The 25,598-nt window shown below is 67.3% G+C and carries 22 protein-coding genes; 8 read left to right on the top strand and 14 right to left on the bottom strand.

The window, feature by feature from the left end; all coding sequences use genetic code 11:
- Window positions 1-36: 36 nt before the first annotated feature.
- Window positions 37-1,665: a gamma-glutamyltransferase gene (ggt, locus tag HTY53_RS08865; RefSeq protein WP_174106133.1), complete on the bottom strand. Its 1,629-nt coding sequence runs from the start codon at window positions 1,663-1,665 to the stop codon at window positions 37-39.
- 92 nt (window positions 1,666-1,757) lie between these two features.
- Window positions 1,758-2,744, bottom strand: coding sequence for a Bug family tripartite tricarboxylate transporter substrate binding protein (locus HTY53_RS08860; protein WP_023264195.1), 987 nt, complete (start codon window positions 2,742-2,744; stop codon window positions 1,758-1,760).
- 122 nt (window positions 2,745-2,866) lie between these two features.
- Between HTY53_RS08860 and HTY53_RS08855 the strand changes: the two genes are divergently transcribed.
- Window positions 2,867-3,829, top strand: a complete 963-nt coding sequence (locus tag HTY53_RS08855; protein WP_174106132.1) for a LysR family transcriptional regulator — start codon at window positions 2,867-2,869, stop codon at window positions 3,827-3,829.
- A gap of 66 nt (window positions 3,830-3,895) precedes the next feature.
- On the opposite strand, the gene HTY53_RS08850 is transcribed toward HTY53_RS08855, so the two are convergent.
- The 5 genes from HTY53_RS08850 to HTY53_RS08830 form a co-directional block, all read right to left on the bottom strand.
- Window positions 3,896-4,450, bottom strand: a complete 555-nt coding sequence (locus tag HTY53_RS08850; protein ID WP_254599875.1) for a BON domain-containing protein — start codon at window positions 4,448-4,450, stop codon at window positions 3,896-3,898.
- A gap of 162 nt (window positions 4,451-4,612) precedes the next feature.
- Window positions 4,613-6,841 (bottom strand): xanthine dehydrogenase family protein molybdopterin-binding subunit, encoded by a 2,229-nt coding sequence (locus HTY53_RS08845; protein WP_174106130.1) that lies wholly within the window; start codon window positions 6,839-6,841, stop codon window positions 4,613-4,615.
- Window positions 6,838-7,824 carry an FAD binding domain-containing protein gene (locus HTY53_RS08840; RefSeq protein WP_174106129.1) on the bottom strand — a complete coding sequence of 329 codons (987 nt, stop codon included), beginning with the start codon at window positions 7,822-7,824 and terminating at the stop codon, window positions 6,838-6,840. Before HTY53_RS08840 ends, HTY53_RS08845 begins: the two co-directional genes overlap by 4 nt.
- A gap of 15 nt (window positions 7,825-7,839) precedes the next feature.
- Window positions 7,840-8,460, bottom strand: a complete 621-nt coding sequence (locus HTY53_RS08835; RefSeq protein WP_174106128.1) for a (2Fe-2S)-binding protein — start codon at window positions 8,458-8,460, stop codon at window positions 7,840-7,842.
- 248 nt (window positions 8,461-8,708) lie between these two features.
- Window positions 8,709-10,136 (bottom strand): NAD-dependent succinate-semialdehyde dehydrogenase, encoded by a 1,428-nt coding sequence (locus HTY53_RS08830; protein ID WP_174106127.1) that lies wholly within the window; start codon window positions 10,134-10,136, stop codon window positions 8,709-8,711.
- 406 nt (window positions 10,137-10,542) lie between these two features.
- On the opposite strand from HTY53_RS08830, the gene HTY53_RS08825 reads away from it, so the two are divergent.
- From HTY53_RS08825 to HTY53_RS08815, 3 genes are all read left to right on the top strand, one after another.
- Complete coding sequence (locus tag HTY53_RS08825) at window positions 10,543-11,004, top strand: tripartite tricarboxylate transporter TctB family protein (RefSeq protein ID WP_174106280.1); 462 nt, start codon at window positions 10,543-10,545, stop codon at window positions 11,002-11,004.
- Between the two features lie 11 nt (window positions 11,005-11,015).
- Entirely contained in the window at window positions 11,016-12,518 is a 1,503-nt protein-coding gene (locus HTY53_RS08820; RefSeq protein WP_174106126.1) for a tripartite tricarboxylate transporter permease, read from the top strand.
- Window positions 12,519-12,597: 79 nt separating this feature from the next.
- Complete coding sequence (locus tag HTY53_RS08815) at window positions 12,598-12,894, top strand: helix-turn-helix transcriptional regulator (RefSeq protein ID WP_023264200.1); 297 nt, start codon at window positions 12,598-12,600, stop codon at window positions 12,892-12,894.
- Window positions 12,895-12,994: 100 nt separating this feature from the next.
- On the opposite strand, the gene HTY53_RS08810 is transcribed toward HTY53_RS08815, so the two are convergent.
- Complete coding sequence (locus HTY53_RS08810) at window positions 12,995-13,789, bottom strand: DUF4397 domain-containing protein (RefSeq protein WP_174106125.1); 795 nt, start codon at window positions 13,787-13,789, stop codon at window positions 12,995-12,997.
- Window positions 13,790-14,242: 453 nt separating this feature from the next.
- Between HTY53_RS08810 and HTY53_RS08805 the strand changes: the two genes are divergently transcribed.
- A complete protein-coding gene (locus HTY53_RS08805) occupies window positions 14,243-15,580 on the top strand; it encodes a putative bifunctional diguanylate cyclase/phosphodiesterase (protein ID WP_174106279.1) in 1,338 nt (445 codons plus the stop codon).
- A 172-nt stretch (window positions 15,581-15,752) separates the two neighbouring features.
- Here the strand turns inward: HTY53_RS08805 and HTY53_RS08800 are convergent, their stop codons facing one another.
- From HTY53_RS08800 to HTY53_RS08780, 5 genes are all read right to left on the bottom strand, one after another.
- Window positions 15,753-16,931, bottom strand: coding sequence for an ABC transporter substrate-binding protein (locus HTY53_RS08800; RefSeq protein ID WP_174106124.1), 1,179 nt, complete (start codon window positions 16,929-16,931; stop codon window positions 15,753-15,755).
- A gap of 103 nt (window positions 16,932-17,034) precedes the next feature.
- Complete coding sequence (locus HTY53_RS08795) at window positions 17,035-17,742, bottom strand: ABC transporter ATP-binding protein (protein WP_174106123.1); 708 nt, start codon at window positions 17,740-17,742, stop codon at window positions 17,035-17,037.
- Complete coding sequence (locus HTY53_RS08790) at window positions 17,729-18,493, bottom strand: ABC transporter ATP-binding protein (RefSeq protein ID WP_174106122.1); 765 nt, start codon at window positions 18,491-18,493, stop codon at window positions 17,729-17,731. The genes HTY53_RS08795 and HTY53_RS08790 overlap by 14 nt, the downstream gene beginning before the upstream one ends.
- Window positions 18,486-19,541 carry a branched-chain amino acid ABC transporter permease gene (locus tag HTY53_RS08785; RefSeq protein ID WP_174106121.1) on the bottom strand — a complete coding sequence of 352 codons (1,056 nt, stop codon included), beginning with the start codon at window positions 19,539-19,541 and terminating at the stop codon, window positions 18,486-18,488. Before HTY53_RS08785 ends, HTY53_RS08790 begins: the two co-directional genes overlap by 8 nt.
- A 44-nt stretch (window positions 19,542-19,585) precedes the next feature.
- Entirely contained in the window at window positions 19,586-20,449 is an 864-nt protein-coding gene (locus HTY53_RS08780; RefSeq protein ID WP_174106120.1) for a branched-chain amino acid ABC transporter permease, read from the bottom strand.
- A 477-nt stretch (window positions 20,450-20,926) separates the two neighbouring features.
- Here HTY53_RS08780 and HTY53_RS08775 point away from each other — a divergent pair, with 477 nt between their 5' ends.
- The 3 genes from HTY53_RS08775 (at window position 20,927) to HTY53_RS08765 (ending at window position 23,813) form a co-directional block, all read left to right on the top strand.
- Complete coding sequence (locus tag HTY53_RS08775; protein WP_174106119.1) at window positions 20,927-21,805, top strand: IclR family transcriptional regulator; 879 nt, start codon at window positions 20,927-20,929, stop codon at window positions 21,803-21,805.
- Window positions 21,806-21,888: 83 nt separating this feature from the next.
- Window positions 21,889-22,701 (top strand): SDR family NAD(P)-dependent oxidoreductase, encoded by an 813-nt coding sequence (locus HTY53_RS08770; RefSeq protein WP_174106118.1) that lies wholly within the window; start codon window positions 21,889-21,891, stop codon window positions 22,699-22,701.
- Window positions 22,702-22,826: 125 nt separating this feature from the next.
- On the top strand, window positions 22,827-23,813 hold the full coding sequence (locus HTY53_RS08765) for a Bug family tripartite tricarboxylate transporter substrate binding protein (RefSeq protein ID WP_174106117.1): 987 nt from the start codon (window positions 22,827-22,829) through the stop codon (window positions 23,811-23,813).
- 180 nt (window positions 23,814-23,993) lie between these two features.
- Here HTY53_RS08765 and HTY53_RS08760 read toward each other — a convergent pair whose 3' ends face one another.
- Complete coding sequence (locus HTY53_RS08760; protein ID WP_174106116.1) at window positions 23,994-25,385, bottom strand: MFS transporter; 1,392 nt, start codon at window positions 25,383-25,385, stop codon at window positions 23,994-23,996.
- Window positions 25,386-25,598: the final 213 nt, after the last annotated feature.

The raw sequence follows: 25,598 nt of genomic DNA, 5'->3' as shown, positions 1-25,598 counted from the left end.
GCCCGGCTTCCCGCCCGGTGCCCGACAGCAAGCACGCTATGCCGACGGCACCTCGATCTCCAGTGCCACGCCATCGCGTCCCGGATCGGCGCCGCCTTCCAGCCGCCCGTCCACGACGCGCACGGCGTGCACCCAGCCGATCGTGTAGTTGTACGGGTTGCGGATCACCTGATAGCCGTCCTGCTCCAGCTCGCGGGTGATATAGCGCGGAATGCGGTTGCAGACGTCGATCGCGTTGCTGGTCGACGAGAAACGCGGCGCGGATACGGCGCTCTGCATCGGCATGTCGAAGTCGACCACATTGACGATGCTCTGCAGCACGCCCATTGCGATCTGCGTGCCGCCCGGCGCGCCGAGCACGATCTCCGGCTTGTCGTCCTTGAAGACGATGGTCGGGCACGACGAGGTGAAGCGGCGCTTGCCCGGCGCAATGCTGCCGGCGCGGCCGGGCCGCGGGTCGAACACGCCCATGCAGCCGTTGTACATGAAGCCCAGGCCCGGCGTGATCACGCCCGACGGCATCGCCAGCGAGTGCGTCAGCGAAACGCAATTGCCTTCGGCATCGACCACCGACAGATGCGTGGTGTCGCGCGGCACCGCGTGGCCCGGATTGACGCGCGACACTTCGACGCGTTGCCCCTCGCGAATGCGCTGTGCGACCTCGCGCGCGTAGTCCGGAGACAGCAGCCGGTCCAGCGGCACGTCGACGAAGGCCGGATCGCCGATAAAGCGGTCCTTGTCGCAGGTGGCCTGCTTCATCGCTTCGCAGACCACGCGAATGTAATCGGGGCTATTGTGCCGCAGCGCGCGCAGATCGAACTGCTCGAGGATCGCCAGCATCTGCAGCAGCATCGCGCCGCCGCCCGGCGGACGATTGGTGGTGACGCGGCGGTCGCGGTAGCCGCCGACCAGCGGCGCGGTGCGCACGACCTGGTAGCCCGCCAGGTCCTCACGCGACAGCAGCGCGCCGTGTTCGCGCATATCGGCAACGATCTGCTCGGCGATTTCGCCCAGATAGAACGCATCGACGCCGCCGGAGGCGATCCGTTCCAGCGTGTCGGCGTAGTCGCGGTTCTTCAGCGGGGTGCCGATCGTATGGGGCGAACCGTCGGGGCGGCAATACAGTTGCCGGCCGCTCTCGCTGAAGGCCAGGCGCTCGCGGTTGCTGGCGCGGCCCAGCGTCGCCTCGTCGATCCAGAAGGAATACATGCCGGGTCGGACGAAGTAGCCGTCGCGCGCCCACTGGATCGCCGGCTGCACCACCTCTTTCCATGGCAGTCTGCCGTGGCTGCGATGCAGCGCTTCGAGGCCGCGCAGCGTGCCCGGCGTGGCGATCGATTGATACCCGATATCGTTGAGGCGGTCCTTGATGAAGAAGCCGAAGCCGTCGCGCGCTTCGCCTTCGAGCAGGTCGGCCCACATGTCAGGCCGCGCGGCCGCCGGCGCGGTGGCATGGAAGTCGATGTATTCATGGGCGCCGCTGCCGGGCATATAGACCGCCGCGGTGCCGAAGCCCGCGATGCCGCACATCAGCGGGTCGACCACGGTTTGCGCCAGGGCACAGGCGACCGCGGCATCGGCCGCATTGCCGCCCGCGCGCAGGATCTCGATGCCGGACTCGGCCGCTTCCGGCTGCGGGCAGGACACCATTCCACTACGGGTCATTGCTTGTCTCGATAGGTTGGCGCCGGGATGCGTCCGCGGCCATGCCGATGGCGCAATCCAGCGCGGGATCGTGGTGAGGACGAGTTGCGGACTTACTTGGCGCTCAGGTCCAGATCGCCGATCGCGCCCTGCCACTTGGCGGTATCGCGCACGGTCAGTTCCATCAGCTGGTCCGACGGCCCGGGCATCGGCAGCACCTGCATCGACTTGAGCTTGTCGACCACGGCCGGCTCGGCCAGGAAGGTCTGCGTGGCGGCATGCAGGCGCGCGATCACGTTGGCCGGCGTGCCGGCCTTGGCGGCGATGCCGCTCCAGCCGATGTTCTCGAAGCCCTTCAGGCCCAGTTCGGCGGCGGTCGGCACATCCGGCAGCTCCGGCACGCGTTTCGATGCGAACAGCATCAGCGGCGTCAGCTTGCCGGCCTTGATCTGCGGCAACGCGGTGCTCAGCACCGGCGCCATCACCTGCGTCGCGCCGGAGACCGTCGACACCACGCCGTCCGGCTCGCCGCGATAGGGCACGTGCAGCAGCTTGATGCCTTGCTGCTTCTGCATCAGCTCGACCACCAGGTGAGTCGAATTGCCGTTGCCGGACGAGGCGAAGCTGATGCTGCCAGGCTTGGCCTTGGCGGCGTCGACCAGCTCGCGATAGTTGCGCAGGCCCGATTGCGGATTGGCGACCAGCACGAACGGCACGGTGGCCAGCATCGACACCGGCGCGAAATCGGATTCGGGCTTGTAGGCCAGCGGCGCGTAGACGAACTTGTTCAGCACCATCTGCGAGACGCCCGCCAGGAACAGCGTGCAGCCGTCCGCCGGCTGGCTCAGCACGTATTTGGCGGCGATGATGCCGCCGGCACCGGCGCGGTTCTCGACCACGATCGGCGTTTGCAGCGTCTTGCCGACGCGCTCGGCCCACATGCGGGCCAGCGTGTCCGTACTGCCACCGGCCTGCTGCGAGACGACCAGCCGGATCGGGCGCGACGACGCGCCGGGCTCACCGCAACCGTAGCTCGGTGCGGCCACGCCGAAGGCGAGCGCAAGGGGAACAGCGAAGTGGAAGAAGGCAGTTTTTCTCATAGGTGGTGGCAGTGTCCAGGTCCGTCGAATTCCAGGTCTGGCGCCTGGATGCCGGGAAATTATTGGGCCGAACCGCAAACGCACCTAGTGAATTGTTTCGAACCATCTATTAGTATTCGCTCATGGATCCTTCCGACCACAGCATCGCATGGGCGCGCCGTCTGCGGGTGCGGCACCTCGAGTCCTTCCTGATTCTTCACGATGCGGGCACGCTGTCGGCCGCCGCGACGCGGCTGCACATGACGCAGTCCGCGGTATCGCACTGGCTCAGCGAAATGGAGGACCTGGCCGGCGTGAGGCTCGCGATCCGCGGGCGCCGCCTGCAGCTGACGCCGGCGGGCGAGGCGGTGCGCCGGCTCGCCGTACGTGTGCTCGGCGAGGTATCGCGCGCGCACGACGAGCTGGGCGCGATCGCCAAGGGCGCGGTGGCGCGGCTGCATGTCGGCAGCGTGCTGGCCGGCGTCGCGCATCTGATTCCGTGGGCCATCGTCGCGTTCCAGCGCGCGCAGCCCAATGTGTCGATCCAGGTCACCGAAGGGGCGTTCAACACGCTGCTCGATCGCCTGGAGACACGCGAATTCGATCTGGTGGTCGGCTCCATCGATGCGCGCGCCTACGGTCCGCACCTGGCGCACGAGGTGCTGTTCGAGGACGCGATGGCGGTGGTGGTGGGCCCGCACCATCCGCTCGCGCAAGCCAGACGGCTGCGCTGGGAACAGCTGTTTTCGTATCCGTGGGCGATGCCGCAGCGCGAGACGCTGATGCGCACGCGGCTCGATACCGTGCTGCTCGAGCACGGCGCCGCCGGCCTGCGTCCGGCGGTCGAGACCGGTTCGATCGTCACCATGCAGGCGGTGCTGCGCGAGACCGACTATGTCGGCGTCTGTTCCGCAGCGATGGCCGAGCATCTGGCCTCGCTGGGGCTGCTGCATATCCTGCCGCTGGGCGACCGCGAATCGTTCGGCCCCGTCGGCGCGGTATGGCGCAAGGGCGGCGACGACGAGGTGCTGCACGCGTTCATGCGGGCCCTGCGCGAGGAAGCGGGGCGCATCCGTGCCGCCGAGGCGGGGGCGCTCGCCCGGTAGCGGCACGGACGCCGCGTTCACGGCCGTGCCGTGCCGCGCCGTGCGTGCCGTGCTGTACCGGTCCTCTCAGCGCGGGACGCGGATATTGTTCCGCACCTCGTCCACGCCCATGACTTCCTCGGCAATATCCTCGACGCGGTACTTGGCGCGCCGGTCCGATACGGTGCCGCTCAGCGTGACGATGCCCGAGCCGACTTCCACGGTGACCTCGGACACGTCGAGATCGCGCGCCTCGGCCAGGCGCTCGCAGACCTCGTCGCAGATGCGCTCGTCGGTGCGCCGGAAGCCCTTGGGCAACGTGCGGGGGCGCCGTGTGGCCGTACTGCTTCCCATGCCGCCGCCCGTGGCGCTCGTGCCGCGGTCGCCGAATTCGTTGAAGCCGACGCTGCCACCGCCGGAACCCATCGCCCCGCTGTCGCCGCGCCGATAGTGGTAGGCGTCACGCATGCCGCGCGAGCCGCCGTAGCCGCGGTTGCGCCAGGTTTCCGCGACCTCGCCGGTGCGGGGATCCTCGGGGAACCATTCCATGCCGCCGGTCACGGTGCCGCGTCCACGGCGGTCCTCGCCGGTGTCGCGCGGCTGCATCGGACGCGTATTGCCGTTGTCTCTGTTGCCGTTCATCTTGGTCTCCATCGATCAGGGACGTATCTGGCAATGGCCGCAAATTCCGTACCGCCGGCGCGCGGTGCGGGCGCGGGCGCGCGGCGCGGCCCGCACGGAGGCGGTGCAATCTTTGCCGGAATGCCTTGTAACCTTGTCAATCCATCGCGCCGGCCCGCCCGCTCAGAGCAGCTTGTCCGGCGTGATCGGCAGGTCGCGTATTCGTTTGCCGGTCGCGTGGAACACCGCATTGGCGATCGCCGCGCCGGCGCCGACGATGCCGATCTCGCCGATGCCCTTGGCGCCGAGCGCGTTGATATGCGGGTCGAACTCGTCCACGACCATGACCTCGACCTGGCCCACATCGGCGTTCACCGGCACGTGGTACTCGGCCAGGTTGCCGTTGGCAATGCGGCCGCTGCGCGGGTCGAGCAGGGATTCCTCGTGCAGCGCCAGGCCGATGCCCCACACCATGCCGCCCATCAGCTGGCTATGGCCGGTCTTGCGATTCAGCAGCCGGCCGACGCCGAAGCAGCCCAGCATCCGATGCACGCGCACCTCGCCGAGATCGGGGTCGACATGGACCTCGGCGAAGATGGCGCCGAACGAATGCATCGAATGGCGCTGCGCCTCGTCGCCGGGCTCGGCGGTGCGCGTCGCCTCGATCGGCTGCCCGCCGTTGCGCGCCATCACCGCTGCGACGGGCTCGCGGCAAGCCGGGTCGGATGACGACGACAGCCATCCGTCGGCAATCGTGACGTCCTGGGGCGGGGCACCGAACAACGGCGAGGCGCGGTCGGCCACGGCGCGGTCGATCAGCACCTGCCGCGCTGCCGTGGCGGCCGCCTGCACGGCCGGCGCCACGCTGGCGGCCGTTTGCGAGCCGCCGGCAATCGGCGCATCCGGGAACGCGGTGTCGCCCAGTTCGAAGCGGATCTGCCCGGCCGGCATCCCCAACGCCTGGGCTGCCACCTGCGTCATCACGGTATAGGTGCCGGTGCCCAGGTCGTGCGTCGCCGAGCGGATGCACGCGGTGCCATCCGCTTCGATCACGGCGGTGGCGGTGGCCGCCTGCCGCATTGCCGGGTAGGTCGCGGTCGCCACGCCCAGGCCGACCAACTTGCCGCCGGCGCGCATGCTGCGCGGCGCCGGGTTGCGCTGCCACCAGCCAAATCGTTCCGCGCCGACACGGAAGCACTGGCTCATCCGCCGGCTCGAGAACGGCAGATTCTGGCTCAGGTCGACATCGGTATCGTTGCGCAGCCGCAGTTCGACCGGATCGACCTTCAGCGCATGGGCCAGTTCGTCCAGCGCCGACTCGAGCGCGAAGCTGCCGCTGGCGTCGCCCGGCGCCCGCATGAAGGTCGGCGTGCCGATATGCAGCTTGACCAGCCGGTGGCTGGTATGGACGGTGGGGCAGCCATAGAGCAGGCGCGTCATCATCGCGGCCGGCTCGACCCAGTCCTCCAGGTACGAGGTCGCCGTCACCACGTCGTGGCGCAGGCCGACCAGCGTGCCGTCGGCCCGCGCGGCGGCCAGCACGCGCTGTTCGGTCGGCGGCCTTTCGCCGGCGAGGCCGAACAGCTGCGGGCGTTCGACGGCGAGCTTGACCGGGCGGCCGACCACGCGCGCAGCCATCGCGGCCAGCACCACGTGCGACCAGACCGAGCCCTTGCCGCCGAAGCCGCCGCCAACGAAGGGGCAGATCACGCGCACCTTGTCGGCCGGGATGCCGAAGGTCTTGGCCACGGCCTTGCGCACGCCGCCGACGTATTGCGTGGCGTCGTACAGCGTCAGCGTGTCGCCGTCCCACGCCGCGATGGTCGCGTGCGGCTCCATCGCGTTGTGGTGCTGCATCGGCGTGGTGTAGACCGCGTCGATCGTGGCCTGGGCCTCGCGCAGCGCGGCATCGAGGTCGCCGCGGGCGGTGTCGGCCGACTCGTTCTTGACCTTGCGCGGTTCGTAGGCGTGCGCCCTGGCCTCGGTGAAATCGAGCGTTGCCGGCTGCTGGCGGTAGGCGATCCGAAGATGGCGCGCGGCCTCGCGGGCCTGATCCAGCGTATCGGCCACCACCAGCGCGATCGGCTGGTTGTTGTAGCGCACGCTGGTGTCCTGCAACAGGCTCAGCACGCGTCCGGCCGGCATCTCGCCCGCCGCGGCCTTGCCGCCTTCGGGCAGCCTTGGCGCGTTGAACGGCGTCATCACGAGCCGGACGCCGGCCATCCGCTCGGCGGCGGCGGTGTCGATCGATGCGACCTCGCCGGCGGCGATGGTGCTGGTTACCAGCATCGCCTGCAGCACGTACGGCAGCCGGTGGTCGGCACTGTAAGGCGCGCGGCCGGTAACCTTCAGCACGCCGTCGACGCGGTCGAGGTGGGTAGCGTTCTGCGGCGTGGTCTCGTGCCCGTTCATCGCATGCCTCCCGCGATCGACAGCGCACGGATCACCGCGCGCTGCGCCAGTTCGACCTTGAACGCATTGCCAGCATACGGCCGCGCGCCGCCCATCGACAGCGCGGCGGCCTGGCGCAGCGCCGCTTCGTCGAGCGGACGACCGAGCAGCGAGTCCTCGGCCTGCTGCACGCGCCAGGGCTTGTGCGCGACGCCGCCCAGCACGATGCGCGCCGCCCGCACGATGCCGCCGTCCAGTTCCAGCGCGGCGGCCACCGATACCAGCGCGAACGCGTAGCTGGCGCGATCGCGCACCTTCAGGTAGTGGCAATGGCTGCCCCAGCGCGAGGGCGGCAATTCGACCGCGACGATCAACTCGCCGGGCCCGAGATTGGTGTCGCGCTCGGGCGTATCGCCGGGCAGGCGATGAAAGTCCTCCAGAGGGATGCGGCGTTCCCCTCCGGCGCCCTGCGCGATCACCGTGGCGTCCAGCGCCAGCAACGCCACGCACATATCGGACGGATGCGTCGCGATGCAATGCTCGCTTGCCCCGAGAATCGCATGCTGGCGCTGCACGCCGTCGCGCGCGGCGCAGCCCGAGCCGGGATCGCGCTTGTTGCAGGCACCGAAGCCGATGTCGTAGAAGTAGTGGCAGCGTGTGCGCTGCATCAGGTTGCCGCCGATCGTCGCCATATTGCGCAGCTGCGGCGATGCGCCGGCCAGCAGCGCGGCCTGCAGCAGCGGATAGTGCGTTCGTATCAGCGGATGATCGGCGGCATCGGCATTGCCGGCCATCGCGCCGATGCGGATACTGCCATCCGGCAGGGCGTCGATGCTGGCAAGCGGCAGCCGGCCGACATCGACCAGCCGCTGCGGCCGTTCGACGCCGGCCTTGATCAGATCGAGCAGATTGGTGCCCCCGGCGACGAAGCGGGCGCCGGGCTCGCTGCCCAACTGCACTGCCATGTCGATGGTGTCCGCGCGGTCGTAGTCGAACGGATGCATTGCCGCGGCTCCGGGTCAGCGCGCGTCGGTGTCCCGATCGCCGGCATCCTGCCGCGCGACCGTGCGGATCGCCGCGACGATATTCGGATAGGCGCCGCAGCGGCACAGATTGCCGCTCATGCGCTCGCGAATCTCGTCGTCGCTCAGCACCCGCGCTGGTGGCGCTGGCTGTCCTGGCGGCGTCACCGCGCTGGCGCGGCCCGCCTTTGCCTCCGCCAGCATCGCCACGGCCGAGCAAACCTGCCCCGGCGTGCAATAGCCGCATTGCAGCGCGTCGTGCGAGACGAAGGCGGCCTGCATCGGATGCAGCCGGTCGCCGTCGGCCAGTCCCTCGACGGTGACGATGTCGCGGTCTTGCTGCATCACGGCCAGCGTCAGGCAGGCATTGATGCGCCGGCCGTCGAGCAGGACCGTGCAGGCGCCGCACTGGCCGCGGTCGCAGCCCTTCTTGGTGCCGGTCAGGCCCAGCTGTTCGCGCAGCGCGTCGAGCAGCGTGGTGCGGGGCTCGACCGTCACCACATGCAGTGCGCCGTTGACGCGCAGTTCGATCGTGCGGGGCGGTGCGCCGACCGGGTCTGGGGCAGGGGTCGCCGGTGGGGCCAGCGCGCTGGCCGGTTCGGAATGCGTCAGGGACATGGGGAATCCGCTTCGACAGAGGTTGCCGCGCCATGCGGCGGCAATACCGTGTTCGAGCAAATTCGGTGCCCAACGGGGAAGGGTGCGGCGCGATGCGCCTGGACGGGCGCCGCGAGCGCCAGTGTCGGCGCCCGCGCGATGGAAGGCTTGTAAGAATTGCGCGTCGGGGAACGCGCGATGCCGTTCACCGGCAGCAGGTCGTCCCCGCCTGCGCACGGGGACGACCTGCTATCGCAGCATGGCCGTCATCACACCTGCGTGATGAATTTCGTCACCAGGTAGCCGTCGAAGGTCTCCATGCCGCCTTCGCTGCCGATGCCGGAGTCCTTGATGCCGCCGAACGGCGTCTCGGCCAGCGCCATGCCGAAATGGTTGATATTGACCATGCCGGCCTCGAGTCCGTTCGAGACCAGCGTCGCGGTCTTCAGCGAGTTGGTGAACACGTACGAGGCCAGGCCATAGGGCAGGCTGTTGGCGCGCCGCAGCGCTTCCTCGGCGTCCTTGAAGCGGGTCACCGGGGCCACCGGGCCGAACGGCTCGTCGACCATCAGCTTCGCGTCGTCCGGCAGGTCGGTGACCACCGTGGGCGCGAAGAAGTAGCCCTTGCTGCCGATGCGCGCGCCGCCGGCGACGACCTTGCCGCCGCGGTGGCTGGCGTCGTCGAGGAACTGCTCCATCGAGGCGATGCGGCGCTCATGCGCGAGCGGGCCCATCTGCGTGCCGTCTTCCAGGCCGTCGCCGACCTTGATCGAGCCCATCACCTCGGTGAAGCGGGCGAGGAACCGGTCGTAAGCCTTCTCCTGGACGTAGAAGCGGGTCGGCGACACGCACACCTGGCCGGCATTGCGGATCTTGAAGCGGGCCAGCATTTCGGCGGCCGGTTCGATATCGGCGTCGTCGAACACCAGCACCGGCGAATGGCCGCCCAGCTCCATCGTTACGCGCTTCATATGCGCGCCGGCCAGCGCCGCCAGCTGCTTGCCGACCGGCACCGAGCCGGTGAACGAGATCTTGCGCACGATCGGCGATTCGATCAGATAGGTCGAGATCTCGCTGGGCACGCCCCAGACGATGTTCAGCACGCCCGGCGGCAGGCCGGCGTCATGGAACAGCTGCGCGAGCGCGACCACCGCGCTCGGCGAGTCCTCGGGCCCCTTCAGGATCAGCGTGCAGCCCGCGCCGAGCGCCGACACGATCTTGCGGATCGCCTGGTTGAAGGGGAAGTTCCACGGCGTGAAGGCCGCGCAGACGCCGATCGGCTCGCGCACGACGATCTGGCGCACGTTCGGATTGCGCGGCGGAATCACGCGGCCGTAGATGCGCCGGCATTCCTCGGCGTGCCAGTCGGCGTGTTCGGCGCAGATCATCACCTCGGCGACCGCTTCGGCCAGCGGCTTGCCTTGATCCAGCGTGATATTGCGGCCGATCTCCTTGGCGCGTTCGCGGGTCAGCTCGCCGACGCGGCGCAGGATCTTCGCGCGCTCCAGCGGCGAGGTCTTCTTCCACCCGTCGAAGGCGCGCTGCGCCGCGGCCAGCGCCCGATCCAGATCCGCGGTGCTGGCGTGCGGCAGTTTGCCCAGCACCTCCTGCGTGGCGGGATTGATCACGTCCTGCTCGCGGCGCCCGCCGCCTTTGACGAACTCTCCATCGATATAAAGGGCGAGGTCCTGGTACATGGCTTCTCCTGTGTCCTGTGTCGTGTGTCGTGAGTTCCGGGTTCTGGGTTCGGGGTCTGGGTCCTGGGTCCGCTGTCGGGAACCGAAGCAGGCGCTGCGCGCTCGCCCCGGGTTCCGAACCCGTTAGCTTACCGCGTCGGCCGCCGCGGCGCGCGGCAGGCAACGTCCCCGCATTCGTCCGTGCCGTTGAGCCGTTCGATGGCGGTTCCTTTCAACGAGCCTACATCTCGCTTTCACATCGCTTTCAAATTGCATCACGTCATGATGCAAGCGTCGTTTCATTGCCGTGGTTAACCCTGAAACCAGACAACTGAAAGGGCGCTGAAAGCACGCTTCTCTAACGTTGCATCCGCTTTCGGCACAGCGCTGGTGCCGTGCGGCTTTGTATTTAACGAGGAGAATCATGTTGCGCATACGCAGCCAAAAGGACTTCGCCTCCGGCCTGATGTTCGTGCTGGTCGGCCTGGGCTTTTCCTTTGTCGCTCGCGGCTATTCGATGGGGACGGCCGCGAAGATGGGTCCCGGATATTTCCCCTTCCTGCTCGGCCTGGTGCTGGCCGGGCTCGGCGCGCTGGTGCTGCTGAGCTCGCTGTCGAGCAAGGGTGAGGAAGACCGGATGGAGCGCTGGGACATCAAGATCCTGCTGTGGATCCTGGGCTCGGTGGTGCTGTTCGGCCTGTTGCTCAAGCCGCTCGGCATGGTGCTGTCGGTCTTCGTGCTGGTGGTCGTGTCGTCGATGGCCAGCCATGAATTCAGCTGGAAGGGTGCGCTGCTCAACAGCGTGGTGCTGGTCCTGATCAGCCTGGGTGCCTTTGTCTACGGCATCAACCTGCAGATGCCGGTCTGGCCGGCGTTCATCACGGGCTAAGGAGCGCGCAGATGGAATTGCTTGAACATTTGACGCTCGGGTTTTCGACCGCGCTGTCGTTCCAGAACCTGGCCTACGCCTTCCTCGGCTGTCTGCTCGGCACGCTGATCGGCGTGCTGCCGGGCCTCGGCCCGCTCGCGACCATCGCGATGCTGCTGCCGATCACCTACACGCTGCCCCCGGTGGCCGCGCTGATCATGCTGGCCGGCATCTACTACGGCGCGCAGTACGGCGGTTCGACCACCGCGATCCTGGTCAACCTGCCGGGCGAATCGTCGTCGGTGGTGACCACCATCGACGGCTACCAGATGGCACGGCGCGGCCGCGCCGGCGTGGCGCTGGCCACCGCCGGCATCGGCTCGTTCTTCGCTGGCTGCGTGGCCACGCTGATCCTGGCGGCCTTTGCCGGTCCGCTGTCGGAACTGGCGTTCAAGTTCGGCCCCGCCGAGTACTTCTCGCTGATGGTGCTGGGCCTGATCGGCGCGGTGGTGCTGGCGTCGGGTTCGCTGGTCAAGGCGATCTCGATGATCGTGCTCGGTTTGCTGCTGGGCCTGGTCGGTACCGATGTGAACTCGGGCGCCGCGCGCTTCTCGTTCGACATCCCGGAGCTGACCGACGGCATCGACTTCGTCGCGCTGGCCATGGGCATGTTCGGCTTCGCCGAGATCATCGCCAACCTGGAGCAGAAGGAGAATCGCGAGACCTTTACCGATCGGGTGACCAACCTGTTCCCGACCAGGGACGACTTCAAGCGGATGATTCCGGCGGTGCTGCGCGGCACCGCGCTGGGCTCGGCGCTGGGCATCCTGCCTGGCGGCGGCGCCTCGCTGGCTTCGTTCGCGGCCTACACGCTGGAGAAGAAGTCGTCGAAGTACTCGCATGAGTTCGGCAAGGGCGCGATCGAAGGCGTGGCAGGTCCGGAGTCGGCCAACAACGCGGCGGCCCAGACCTCGTTCATTCCGCTGCTGACGCTTGGCATTCCGCCCAACGCGGTGATGGCGCTGATGGTCGGTGCGATGACGATCCACAACATCCAGCCGGGTCCGCAGGTGATGACCAGCAACCCGCAGCTGTTCTGGGGCCTGATCGCCTCGATGTGGATCGGCAACCTGATGCTGATCATCCTGAACCTGCCGCTGATCGGCATCTGGGTCAAGCTGCTGACCGTGCCGTATCGCTTCCTGTACCCGGCGATCCTGGTGTTCTGCGGCATCGGCGTCTACTCGGTCAACAACCAGACCTTCGACGTCTTCATGGCCGCGGGCTTCGGTGTGGTGGGCTACCTGTTCCTGAAGCTCAAGTGCGAACCGGCGCCGCTGCTGCTCGGCTTCGTGCTCGGACCGATGATGGAAGAGAACTTCCGCCGTACGCTGCTGCTCTCGCGTGGCGAGTTCTCGGTGTTCGTCACGCGGCCGCTGTCGATGGGCCTGCTGATCGCCGCGGCGGCACTGGTGGCGGTGGTGGCGCTGCCGTCGATCAAGGCCAAGCGCGAAATCGCCTTCCAGGAGGAGTAGAGAAAAACCGGGCCGGCCGGCCCTCGGAGCCTTTCCGAACGCCAGCCGGCCCGGTCGTTTTGCGCATGTCTATCGTTGCATGAAAAGACCAACCATCGATAGTCTCGTTTCCCGGCTCTATATCCTGAAGTTCGTGCAGTCCAGTCCGGCCACGGTGCTCGCTCTCGTCGAGCGGCTGCGCGAACATGGCATCGAGAAGAACATCCGCTCGCTGCGCCCCATCCTGCGCAGCCTGCTGATCGCCCGGGCGATCACCGCGGAACTGGTCGAAGGCAACGGCCGCGTCTACTCGATCACCGACAGTGGGCGCGAAGAGCTCGATGCCTACCTGTCCCATCTCGATGTGCTGCAAAACGAAATCGGCGGCGACCGTTGAGGCCGCCGCCGATTGTCGTTTGGGGCTAGCGATTCTTGCTTACCTCTCCCCCTGAGGGGAGAGGTAGCACCCAGGCCGGGTTCCCGGATTCCCGAACGACTTACTGATTGACCAGCTCGATTGCCGTCTGCGAGTCGTCGTTCGCCTTGGCGACCAGCACCTTGATGTTGTTCGGCACGGCCGAGGCAATACCGTCGACCGGGATCGGCATGATCAGCCAGTCGGCGTTGTTGTCGATGGTGATGGCACCCGAGCTGAAGATCACCTGCTTGGTGCCCGCCGTGGTGACGCGGATCTGATAGTTGTTGCCGCCGTCGAATTCGTTGGAGTCCCGCCCCGAGGCCGGCACCGCCGTCTTGTAGGCGACGTTGGCGAAGGTCGGGTTGACCGTATTCAGGTCCACCGAGGGCGCGGTCACATAGATATCGACGTTCTGCGCATTGAACGCCGCGTTCACGGCGCGCACCCGCGCCTTGGTCGACAGCAGGCCCTTCTCGTACGGATCGTCGATCACCAGCGTGTCGGCGCGGTCGTCGCCCGGCAGCGCCACGATCGTGTACTTGTGGCCGGTGGCCGCATCGACCTGCGCGCGGCCCACTTCGGTCTGCGTGCCCGCGGCGTTGAAGGTGAACAGGTGATTGCCGTCGTCGACATCCGAATAGCGGGCGACGAACTTGTACGGAATATTCTGCAGGGACGTCCGTGCGCCGTTCTGATAGACGTCGAGATTGAGTTGGGTCGGGATCGGAGGCACGGCGTGGATCACGCGTGTCTGTGGTTCGTTCAGGCCGAGGCGGTCGTCGATGCCATCGTCGCCGCCGCCGCATGCCGCCAGCATGGCGCTGGCCGCCACCATCAGTCCCAGTGCAATCCCGGATTTCGAGAACAGCTTCATGGATTTCCCCTTGCAGGTGAAATGAAAAGCGAACAAGTTACGGGGCCGACCGCGTAGTGCCACGGATGGCCAAGGGCTGGTGAATCCGTTGGCCTGCCTGGCCAACGCATTGCAGCAAGTCCTGGTGTGGTCGGGGTCCGGCCGCGTGCCGTGATGGAACGATAGTGGTGGCCCCGATGGGCCGAAACGCTGCGCTCTCCGATATAGCTGTCGGAGGAATCCGACAGCCGATTGGATCACTCCGCTGAGCCCAGGCCCAGCAAGGGCTGGCGGCTGCGTTCCGCACAGCGGAATCGAGGCGGTAAAAAAAGCCGGTTTGTCTATCGCCGTTTGCCATTGTTTTCACTGGCGAGGCCCCTCATCCTTCACCCCGCTTGATTTTTTCCAATATTTCGTCACACTTGCCGGGATAGCTGACCGAGCACGATGTCGACAATCACAAACGGGGCGGGGATAGTGGCCAGGTCGGAAGCGATGGCGGCTGGCGCGGTTCCGGCGGCGGACACCGATCCGTTGACCGGCGTAGCAAGCCGCCCATTCTTCTTGAGCAAGCTCGAAGCACGCCTGCAGAACGAGGCCGTGCCGCGCTGCGCATTGATCCTGCTCGGCATCGACGACTTCCGCGCCTTCAACGACATGCACGGTCATGGCGAAGGCGACCGGATCCTGCAGCAGATGGCCCGCCGGCTGCGCGACGCCTCGCCGCGCGATGCCGTGATCGGCCGCACCGGCGGCGACGAATTCGCGGTGCTGCTGCCCTCCATCTACGATCCCACCCTGGTGCGCCATGTCAGCGCGGCAATCCTGTCGCTGCTGTCCGAGCCGTACGAGTGCAATGGCCGCCGGCACTATGTGCTGGCGAGCCTGGGCGCCTGCGTGATGCCGGCCGGTGGGGACAACGCCTCCGATGCGCTGGCGTCGGCGAGCCTGGCGCTGGCACGGGCCAAACGCGACGGCGGCCGCACCATCCGCTTTTTCAAGCCGCAGATGCGCGCCGACGTGACGACCCGGCTATCGCTGGTGCAGGCCTTGCGCGAAGCCTATACGCAGCGGCAATTCGAGCTGCTGTACCAGCCGCAGGTCGATCTGCGCGATGGCCGCATCGTCGGGGCCGAGGCGCTGATGCGCTGGCGCCATCCGACGCAGGGCCTGCTGGCCCCGGCCGTCTTTATCGACGCGCTGGCCGCCAGCAGCGTCGCGGTGGACGTCGGCATGTGGCTGCTGCAGACGGCGTGCGCCCAGGCGCGTGCATGGTCGCTGCAGTTCGACGAGGCACCGCGCGTGGCGATCAACCTGTTTGCCGCGCAATTGGCGGAAAGCCGGCTGCTGACCGAAGTCCGGCACGTGCTGCGCGAGCTCGCCCTGGAGCCGCACCGGCTGGAACTGGAAATCACGGAGACCATCGCCCTGCAACAGGGCGACGAGGTATCGGGCCAGCTGCAGACGCTGCGCCGCGATGGCGTGACGCTGACCTGCGACGACTTTGGCACCGGCTACGCATCGTTGAGCTTCCTGAAGACCTTCCCGGTCGACCGCATCAAGATCGATCAGTCCTTCATCCGCAACGTGACCCAGGACCCGGTCGACGCGGCGATCGTCCGCTCGGTGATCAACGTCGGCGCGAGCCTGCAGATCGGCGTGATCGCCGAAGGGGTGGAGACGGTGGAGCAGCGCGATTTCCTGCTGGCGAACGGCTGTCACGAGGTCCAGGGCTATCTGTATGGCAAGCCGATGCCGGCGGACCAGCTGACCGACCGCTTGTACGAGCAGCAGCGGCTGGCCAGGGACTGAAAGACACAAAGGACCGGAAGGACCGGAAGGACCGAAGGTCCGAACGCCCCGAACGCCCCGAACGCTCCAGAGATCCTGACCGTGAAAACGACGATCCCCGCCGCAGCGGGGACCGCCAGGGAAGGGGCCCGTTGCGGGCCCTTTTCTTTTGCCGGCTGCGCGGATCGCGCCCTTACTTCGCCAGCTCCGACAGCCGCACCTGGCTGATCTTGCCGCCCTGGACCCAGCCGACCACGGTATCGGCCATCGAGCCGCCCTTGGCGTCGATGCCATCGATCTCGTTCGGGTTCAGCTCCTTCGGCAGCGTCTTCATCGCGTCGGGCATCTTGGCGCGGATCGCCGCTGCATCGGTGGTGGTGCCGGCCAGCTTCATCGCGTTGGCCAGCGTATGCACCATCGTGTAGTTCAGCGACATCTCGGTGGTCGCGTCCTTGCCCTCGTGCAGCTTCTTGTACTTGTTGTTGAAGGCCTGCGTGGCCGGCCGGCTGTCGCTGTTCAGCGGCAGCACGCCGATGGCGCCTTCGAGCATGCCCAGACCGTTGGTTACGCGCGCCATCTCGTCGAGCTTGGCCTGGTCCATCACGATGAAGCCGCCCTTGAAGCCCAATTCCCGTGCTTGCTTGACGACCAGCGCGGTAGGCTCCGACGGGCCGCCGACGAACAGCACGTCCGGCTTGTCGGCGATCACGCGCGACACACCGCTGTAGAAGTCGGTCGCCTTGGTATAGGACATCGGGTTGTTGGCCACCACCTTGCCGCCCGCCTTTTCCCAGGCCGGCACGAACGCCTGTACCCACGCCTTGGCGTAATCATGGTCGGCCGGCACCAGCGCGACGTTCTTGCCGAAGCGCTTCATCTGCGCCTTGACGAAGGGCTCGATATAGCCGGTGTACGCCGGCGGAATGCGGATGGTCAGCTTGTTGCCGGCATCGGTGATGCGCGGCACGCTCGAGTACGCCATCACCAGGAACTTCTCCTGCTCGTTGAAGGCCTGCAGCGCGAAGATGCCGCCCGAATGCGGCACGAAGACGGCCGGCGTCTTGTGCTGCTGCACCAGGCGGCGGGCGTTGATCGCCGATTCGGCCGGCGCGTACTTGTCGTCGAGCGCGACCACCTCGAACTTGACCTTCTTGCCGGCGACCTCGACGCCGCTGGCGTTCAGCTCGTCGACCGCCATCTGGATGCCCGACAGCACGTTCTTGCCGTACAGCGCGGCGCCGCCGGACAGCGGGCCGGTATAGCCGAGCTTGACCACGTCCTGCGCGAAGGCCGCGCCGGAGGCCAGCAGTGCGGCCAGCGCGGTGGCGGCCAGCGGCAACAGCTTGCGGCGGGGTTTGGTGGCGTTCTGCATGTTCCGTCTCCTTAAACGATGGAATTTGCCATCGGGTCGTGGCCCGGATGGTCTTGGTTGAATGCGGTTCGGTTTCGAATCAAATCGCTTGATCGGTGCGGCGTCATCCTCCGATATACGCGCGGCGCACGCCTTCGTCATTGAGCAGCGAATCGCGATCGCCTTCCATCACGATGCGTCCGCCCTCGATCACGTAGCCGCGATGGGCGATGCCCAGCGCCGCATAGGCGTTCTGTTCGGCCAGCAGCACGGTAGTGCCGGCGCGATTGATGCGCTGGATCACCTCGAACATCTGCTTGACCACCAGCGGGGCCAGCCCAAGCGACGGTTCGTCGAGCAGCAGCGCGCGCGGTCGGCCCATCAGCGCGCGGCCCAGCGCGACCATCTGCTGCTGACCGCCCGACAGCGAACCGGCCGGATCGTCCTTCTTTTGCTGCAGGATCGGGAACAGTTCGTAGACCTCCTCCAGCGAGCGCTTGATGCCGGCGCTGTCGCGGCGATGCACGTAGGCACCGAGCGTCAGGTTCTTCTGCACGCTCATTGCCGGAAACAGCTTGCGGCCCTCGGGACAGTGCACCAGCCCAGCCTGCACGATCTGCGACGGCTTCATGCCCGACAGCTCGCGGCCGTCGAAGCGCATGCTACCGCCACTGGTCCGGTGGATGCCGCTCATGGCGAGGAAGATCGAGCTCTTGCCGGCGCCGTTCGCGCCGAGCAGCACCACCAGTTCGCCGGCCTTGGCGTGCAGCGTGATGTTGTCGAGCGCGCGGAAGCTGCCGTAGGAAAGCGATACGCGTTCAAGCTGCAACATGGTCGGCTCCCAGATAGGCTTCGATGACCTGCGGATTGCGCTGGATTTCCGCCGGCGTGCCCTCGGCGATCTTCTCGCCGTAGTTCAGCACCATGATCTTGTCGGCCAGCCGCATGATCATGTCCATCTTGTGTTCGATCAGGCAGACCGTCTTGCCGTGCCGGACCATCTTGCGGATCAGCTCGGCCAGGCCCACGGTCTCCTCGGGATTGACACCGCCCGCGGGCTCGTCGAGCAGCAGCAGCTCGGGGCCGGTGGCCAGCGCCAGCGCGAAGGCGACCCGCTTGCGCTCCTCCTGCGTGATGTCCGATGCCACTTCATGGGCGAGGTGCGACAGCCCGACGAAGTCCAGCGCCTCCTCGGCCTTGTCGCGGCACAGCCGCTCTTCTTCGCGCAACCGCCTGGTGTTGAACAGCACGTCGCGCAGGCCCGAGTGCGTGCGCAGCCGGTGGCCGACGATCAGGTTGTCGAGCACGGTGGCGCGATCGAACAGCGCGGTGGCCTGGAAGGTCCGCGCGATGCCCATCCGCGCGATGCGATCGGCCCGCATGCCGGCCACGTTGGTGCCCTTGAACAGCACCTCGCCGGAGCTCGGCGCGTGGGTGCCGGCGACGAGGTTGAAGAACGTCGTCTTGCCGGCGCCGTTGGGGCCGATGATCGCGTTGATATGGCCGGCCTCGAAGGTCACCGAGACGTCGTTGACCGCGGTCAGCCCGCCGAATTTCTTGGTCAGATTGCGGATCTCAAGCATGGTCGGCTCCGGCGGAGGCGGCAGAAGAGGGGGCCGGCGCAGCCTTGCCGTCGGCATCATCGGCGCCATGGCGGCGTGCCGGCTGGCGCTGCCCGCGGCGTGCGGCCGCGGCGCGGCGCGCCTGGCGCTTCAGGTACGACCCGACGATGCCGTCGGGCAGGAAGATGATCAGCAGGATCAGCACCGGGCCGAACACCAGCATGCGGTAGTCCTGCAGGAACTGCAGCGTCTGCGTGACCCAGGGCACCAGCAGCGCGCCCAGCAGCGGTCCGAGCAGCGTGCCGATGCCGCCGACCAGCATCGCCATCACCATGTCGAAGGTCAGGTCGGTACGCGCGATATCGGGGCCGAGGAAGCGCACGTGGCCCGCATACAGCGCGCCGGCGAAGCCGGCATAGGCGACCGACAGCACGAAGGACAGCACCTTGGTGCGCATCAGATCGATGCCCAGCGCCTCGGCCAGCGCGTCGCTGTTGCGCACCGCCATGAAGCTGCGGCCCAGCAGCGAGCTGACGATCCGATGCATCAGGAAGGCGCCGACCACCAGGAAGAACAGCACCAGGTAGTACTGCGCCTGCACGCTGTCGAAGCTGACCGGGCCGATCGCGGCGGGCACCGGAATGCCGATCAGGCCGACCGTGCCATGCGTCAGGCTTTCCCACTTCTCGATCAGCAGATAGATGATGTAGCCGATGCACAGCGTGAAGATCGAGAAGTAATGGCCCTTGAGCCGCAGCGATACCACGCCCACCACGTAGCCGATGATCATGCAGATCACACCGGACAGCACGAAGGCGGCCCAGAACGGCATCTGGTGATCGACGGTCAGAATGCCCAGCGTATAGGCGCCGATGGCCATGAAGCCCCCGTGCGCGAGATTGAGCTGGCCGGTGTAGCCGGTGATCAGGTTCAGGCCCAGCGTCGCGATCGCGTAGATGAAGGCCAGCGTCATCACCGTCAGGTAATAGCTGTTGGTCGTCAGCAGCGGAAACGCGATGGCCAGCGCCAGCAGCAACGCCCAGCCGGTCTTGCCTTGCAATGCGTTCATGTCGAGTGTTCTCCTACCTTTTGCGCTTCGATGCGGCGGCGGCCTCAGGCGGCCTTGCCGGCGAACAGGCCCTGCGGCCGGATCGACAGGATGATCACCAGCAGCACGAAGGCGATGATGTCCTTGTAGTCGGTCGACACGTAAAAGCCGCCGAAGCTCTCGGCCATGCCGATGATCAGACCGCCGAGAATCGCCCCGGGGATGCTGCCCATGCCGCCGAGGATGATGATCACGAAGGCCTTGGTGATGACCAGGTGCCCCATCGCCGGATAGACCAGGTTGATCGGCGCGTACAGCGTCGCCGCGATCGCGGCCAGCGCGCCGGAGATCGCGAACACCAGCAGCGTGACGCGCGTCGCGTCGATGCCGACCAGCGCCGCGCCTTCGCGGTTCTGCGCCATCGCGACGATGGTCGAGCCGGTCACGGTGCGGGTCAGGAACAGATGCAGCACCACCATCAGCGTGAAGGCGGCGGCGATGATCAGCAGCCGCTGCAGCGGCGCGGTCAGGCCGAACACCTCGACCAGCTGACCGTACGGCGTCGGCATGCGGTGGAAGTCGGCGCCCCACAGCGCCTGCGCGCCCGCTTCGAGAAACAGCAGGATGCCGATCGCCGCGATCATGTCGTGCAGCTCGGGGGCGTTGCGCAGAGGATGGAACACCAGCCGCTCGGCCAGCATCGACAGCAGCGCCACGGCCAGCGCCGCGCCCGCCATTGCCAGCCAGTAGTTCACGCCCAGCGACGTCATCATGTAATACGAGACGTAGGCGCCCGCCATGTAGAAGGCGCCGTGCGCGAAGTTGGGTACGTGCAGGATGCCGTAGACCAGCGTCAGGCCGAGCGCGACGAGGCTGTAGACCCCGCCGAGCGTCAGCCCGTTCAGAAACTGTTGGAAGAACATTGACACCGATTCACCTCATGCAAATCGAAACCGCAAACGGGGGCGCGCCTCGGCGAACCGATGCGCGTGGCAGGACAGCGCCGCAAAGCAAGCGGACTGCCGGTCAACGAATGTGGGGGTCAACTGCGCGGCTTGGCGCGCATCGGAAAGGGTTGCATGGCGGTCTCCTGAAACGGTTGAACCGGGCTGCAAAATGCCCAGCTTTCATACCGGTTATGCGTGTCGTGACTGGCTGCTGGAGTCCGTGGCGAAGTCTGTCGCCGCGTCTCCGCACGATCGTTCGTTTTCGTTGACTGTTGCATAGGGCTTGAGGCACAGTCAAGGAATACGGAATAGTCTTTCGCACAGCGAAATAGGGCTTTCCGGCCCGGCCGCGCAGCGGTTTTCGCCCTCGCCGCCGGTGGAAATTTCGCGCGGGTTTTCCCCTGTTTTTTGCCGCTGTCGCAGCTGTCGCCGCATGACTTCCTGCATGGACCGTCGAACATGAAGCGCACCGCCACCGTGATCCCCGTCGTCGCCGAGCCGCCCTCGCTGGTGCCGGCGAGCGCGTTGCGCGACGTCGACGAAGCGGGTCAGGGAAATCCCGCGGAAGCCGAGGACCGCAGCTTCGTCACGGCGCTCGCGCGCGGGCTCGATCTGCTGCGCGCCTTCGGGCCGCACGACGACTACCTTGGCAATGCGGAGCTGTCGCGCCGCACCGGCATTCCGCGCCCGACGGTGTCGCGGCTGACCTATACGCTGACGCGGCTCGGCTATCTGGTCTATGTCGAATCGCTGGAGAAGTACCGATTGGGGCAGGGCGCGATGGTGCTGGGCCATCGCTATCTGGCGACCTCGGGCATTCGCGAGGTCGCGCAGCCGCTGATGCAATCGCTCGCCTTCGCCACCGGCTGCACCGTTGCCCTGGCCACGCCGGATCGCCACGAGATGGTCTATCTGGAAGTGTGCCAACCGCGTGGCGCGCTGGTGATGCGGCTGACGCCGGGCTCGCGCCTGCCGATCGCGACGTCGGCGATCGGCCGCGCCTGGCTTGCGGGTTTGCCCGCGGCGCGGCGCGCCAGCATGCTCGTCGAACTGGAGCGCCACTATCAGACCCGCTGGCCGACGATCCGCGGCAAGCTGGACCGTGCGATGCGCGACTACGGGCGGCGCGGCTTCTGTGTCGCGCATGCCGAATGGGATCGCACCGTCAGCGGCGCCGCCGCGCCGGTCGTGCTGGAAGGCGGCACGGAGGTGCTGTCGATCAATATCGGCGGCGCGGCGTCGCGGCTCACGCCGGAGATCCTCGAAGCCAACCTGGGCCCGCGCGTGCGCCAGCTTGCCGAGGCGCTGCAAGGACGGCTGTGGCGCGTCCACGGCTGACGTGGCGTCGCCGTCGCCATCGGGACCATCACCAATATCCACGACATCTCGACCACCACAATCATCAGGACAAGGAGACAAGGATGGAGATCACCAACAAGACCGTCGTCGTCACGGGCGGTGCCACCGGCATCGGGCGGGCATTGGTACTGGCCTTCGCGAAGGCCGGCGCGCGCGGCATCGCGGTTGCCGATCTGGACGAGCGCGGCGCGCAGCAGGTCGCTCAGGAGGCGTCCGAACTGGCACCGTCGTGTCAGACCTTCGGCTGCCGCACCGACGTCGCCGATGCAGCCGCGGTGCAGGCACTGGCCGACGAGGCGACACGCCGTTTCGGTCAGGTCGACGTGTTCTGCTCGAACGCCGGCATCATCCTGCGCAAGGGGCTCGATGCCACGGCCGACGAATGGCAGCGGATCTGGGAGATCAACGTGATGGCCCATATCCACGCGGCCAATGCGGTGCTGCCGCAGATGCTCGAACGCGGCGAGGGCTATTTCGTCAATACGGTGTCGGCCGCGGGGTTGCTGTCGCAGATCGGCTCGGCACCGTACGCGGTGACCAAGCACGCGGCGATCGGCTTTGCCGAATGGCTGGAGATCACCTACGGCGATCGCGGCATCAAGGTCAGCTGCATCTGCCCGCAGGGCGTGCAGACGAAGATGCTGTTCGGCGAGAACGGCGAGCGCAAGGGCTTCCTGCAGGAAGGCTCGGTGACGCCGGAACACGTGGCCGCGGTGACGCTGGAAGGCATGCGCGACGAGCGTTTCCTGATCCTGCCGCATCCCGAGGTGCTCGAATACTACCGCCGCAAGGGACAGGACTACGACCGCTGGCTCAAGGGCATGCGGCGGCTGCAGGAGAAGGTCATGAGCGAGTTCGGCGGCATCGGCCGCTAAGGTTCTCGCCGGGGCTCGCCGTTAGCGGTCGATAGGGGCCACAGGAGTTCCGAAGAGTCCAAAGGGTCCAGAGAGTCCAAAGGGTCCAGAGAGTCCAAGGGTCGAACACAAAGGAGACAAGAATCATGCGAATTACCCCATTCACGGGCGCGCTGTCCGCGCTCGCCACGGTGCTGGCCACCGCGTTCGCCGCGCCGGTGGCGCAGGCGGAAACCTATCCGGCCCGGCCGATTCGGATCGTGGTCGGCTTCCCGACCGGCGGCGCGCCCGACACGCTGGCGCGCATCGTCTCGGAGAAGATTTCGCCGTCGTGGGGCCAGCCGGTGGTGGTCGACAACAAGCCCGGGGCGGGCGGCAATATCGGCGCGGAAACGGTGGCGCGTGCGCCGGGCGACGGCTATACGCTGGCGCTGGGCACAGTCGGCACGCATTCGATCAACGGCGCGGTCTACAGCAAGCTGCCGTATGACATGGTCAAGGACTTCACGCCGGTGATTCTGCTGGCGACGACGCCCAACGTGCTGGTGGTCCATCCGGGCGTGCCGGCCAAGACGACCGCCGAGCTGATCGCGCTGGCCAAGTCGAAACCGGGCGGGTTGACGTTCGGCACGCCGGGCATCGGCACCTCGCCCCATGTGGCCGGCGAACTGTTCAACACGGTGGCCGGAGTCAAGATCACGCACGTGCCCTACAAGGGCCGCGCCATGGCGATTCCCGACCTGCTCGGCGGGCATATCACGATGATGTTCGACAATCTGCCGTCGGCGCTGCCGGTGATCAAGGAGGGCAAGCTGCGCGCGCTGGGCGTGACCAGCCTGAAGCGCTCGGCCTCCGCGCCCGATATTCCGACGCTGGCCGAGCAGGGCTTGAGCGGCTTCCAGGCCGACTCGTGGTTCGCGATCTTCGCGCCGGCCACGACGCCGAAGGACGTGGTGGCCAAGCTCAATACCGAGCTGAACCGGATCTTCACGCTGCCGGACGTGCAGGCCAAGCTGAAGACGCTGGGCCTGGACCCGGTGCTCGGCACGCCCGAGGCACTGGCCTCGTTCCAGAAGGCCGAGATCGCAAAATGGGCGAAGGTGGTGAAGGACTCGGGAACGACGCCGCAGTAATTGGCGGGCGGCCTGCGCGAAGACGCGCTGACGCGACGGCGGTCTCCCCTCTCCCGCGTGCGGGAGAGGGGCGGGGGAGAGGGCAATGGGCGCTTCAACCAGCGACATCGCATCCTGCATCGCCGCGTGCCCTCTCCCCCAACCCCTCTCCCGCCAGCGGGAGAGGGGAGCAAGTCCACGCTACTCCTCCAGCGCAGTCGTACCCCGTTCTGCCAGCCGATCCGGCTCGCCCCGCAGTCGCGCCAGACTGACCGCCGCGCCTACCGCCGCCACGCAGGCAGCAACGCCCAGCGCCGTGCGCGACGCCGACGTTCCCACCAGCGCAAACAGCAACGCCACCACCGCGGTCCCCGTGGTCTGCCCAAGCAGCCGCGTGGTCGCCTGCGCGCCGCTGGCGCCGCCGCTTCGATGTGGCGGAGTGGCGCCGATCATTGCGCGGTTGTTGGGCGACTGGAACAGACCGAAGCCGAGCCCGCACATCGCCATGCGCCACAGCACGTCGAGACTGTTGCTGCCGTGATCGAGCATCGCCAGCAGGACCAATCCGGTGCACAACAGCGCGAGCCCGAGCCCGGCCAGCACGCTGGCCGAAAAACGATCGGACAGCCGGCCCGACAGCGGCGCCATCACCGCCACCATCAGCGGCCACGGCGTGATCAACAGCCCCGTCTCCTGCAGCGAGCGGCCCAGCTGATATTCGAGATAGAAGGGCAGCGCGACGAAGGCCAGCATCTGCGCCATGAACGAGCAGAACGACGTGCCCACCGCCAGCGTGAAGGCGCGGCTCGCAAACAGGTCCACCGGCACCAGCGGCGCAGCCTTGCCGCGCTCCATTCGTGCGAGCCACCAGCCCAGCAGCACGGCCGCGATCAGCCCCGCCACCGCGGTCTGGCGCAGGCTGTCATGGCCCAGGCCATCGACGCCAAGCACGAACAAGCCGATCACCACCGCCGACAACAGCGCGCTGGGATAGTCGAACGCGCGCGGCTGCGGCGGCGTGACCGGCAACGCCCAGCGGCTCAGGCTCAGCGCGATGACCGCCACCGGCACGTTGATCGCAAACAGCCATTGCCAGCTGGCGAACGACAACAGCAGCGCGCCGACCGATGGTCCGATGCCGGTCGTGATGCCGACCACCAGCGCATTGAGCCCGATGCCGCGGCCGAGCTTGGTGGGCGGATAGATGTAGCGCACCAGCGCGGTATTGACGCTCATGATGCCGGCGCCGCCGATCCCCTGCAGCACGCGCGCGGCCACCAGCATCGGCAGATTGACCGACAGCGCGCACAGCAGCGAGCCGACCAGGAAGGTGGCGAGGCCGATGCGATAGACGCGCTTGTAGCCGAGGATGTCGCCGAGCGATGACAGCGGCAGCAGGCAGACGGTGACCGTCAGTTGATAGGCGTTGACGACCCAGATCGTGTGGCCCGGGTCGGTGCCGAGCTGGCGGGATATCGATGGCAGCGCGATATTGGCGATCGAGCCGTCCAGCACGGCCATGATCAGCCCGCAAAACACGGTGATGATCGCCCACTGGCGTTGCGGATAGGGAAGACCTTGGTCTGAATGCATCGACGGTACGGCGGGAAGGCGAGGATGACGGCTGGCCGGCCCGGTGCGATCGCGCATCCAGTACGGCGCGGCGAGCGGACCGATGGGCCGGCCCGATGCTGGCGCCGGGCGGCGACATTATCGGCGCACCGCTGCGCGCTCGCAAATCGCCGCGTTGTGGTATATCGCGCGCGTCAGAGGGTAGAGGCCCGGGGCAGGGGCCGGGGCCTCTAC

Origin of the sequence: Cupriavidus gilardii (genome assembly GCF_013314895.1) — a bacterium.
Classification (GTDB): domain Bacteria; phylum Pseudomonadota; class Gammaproteobacteria; order Burkholderiales; family Burkholderiaceae; genus Cupriavidus; species Cupriavidus gilardii_C.
This window is presented reverse-complemented; position numbering and strand designations above follow the sequence as displayed.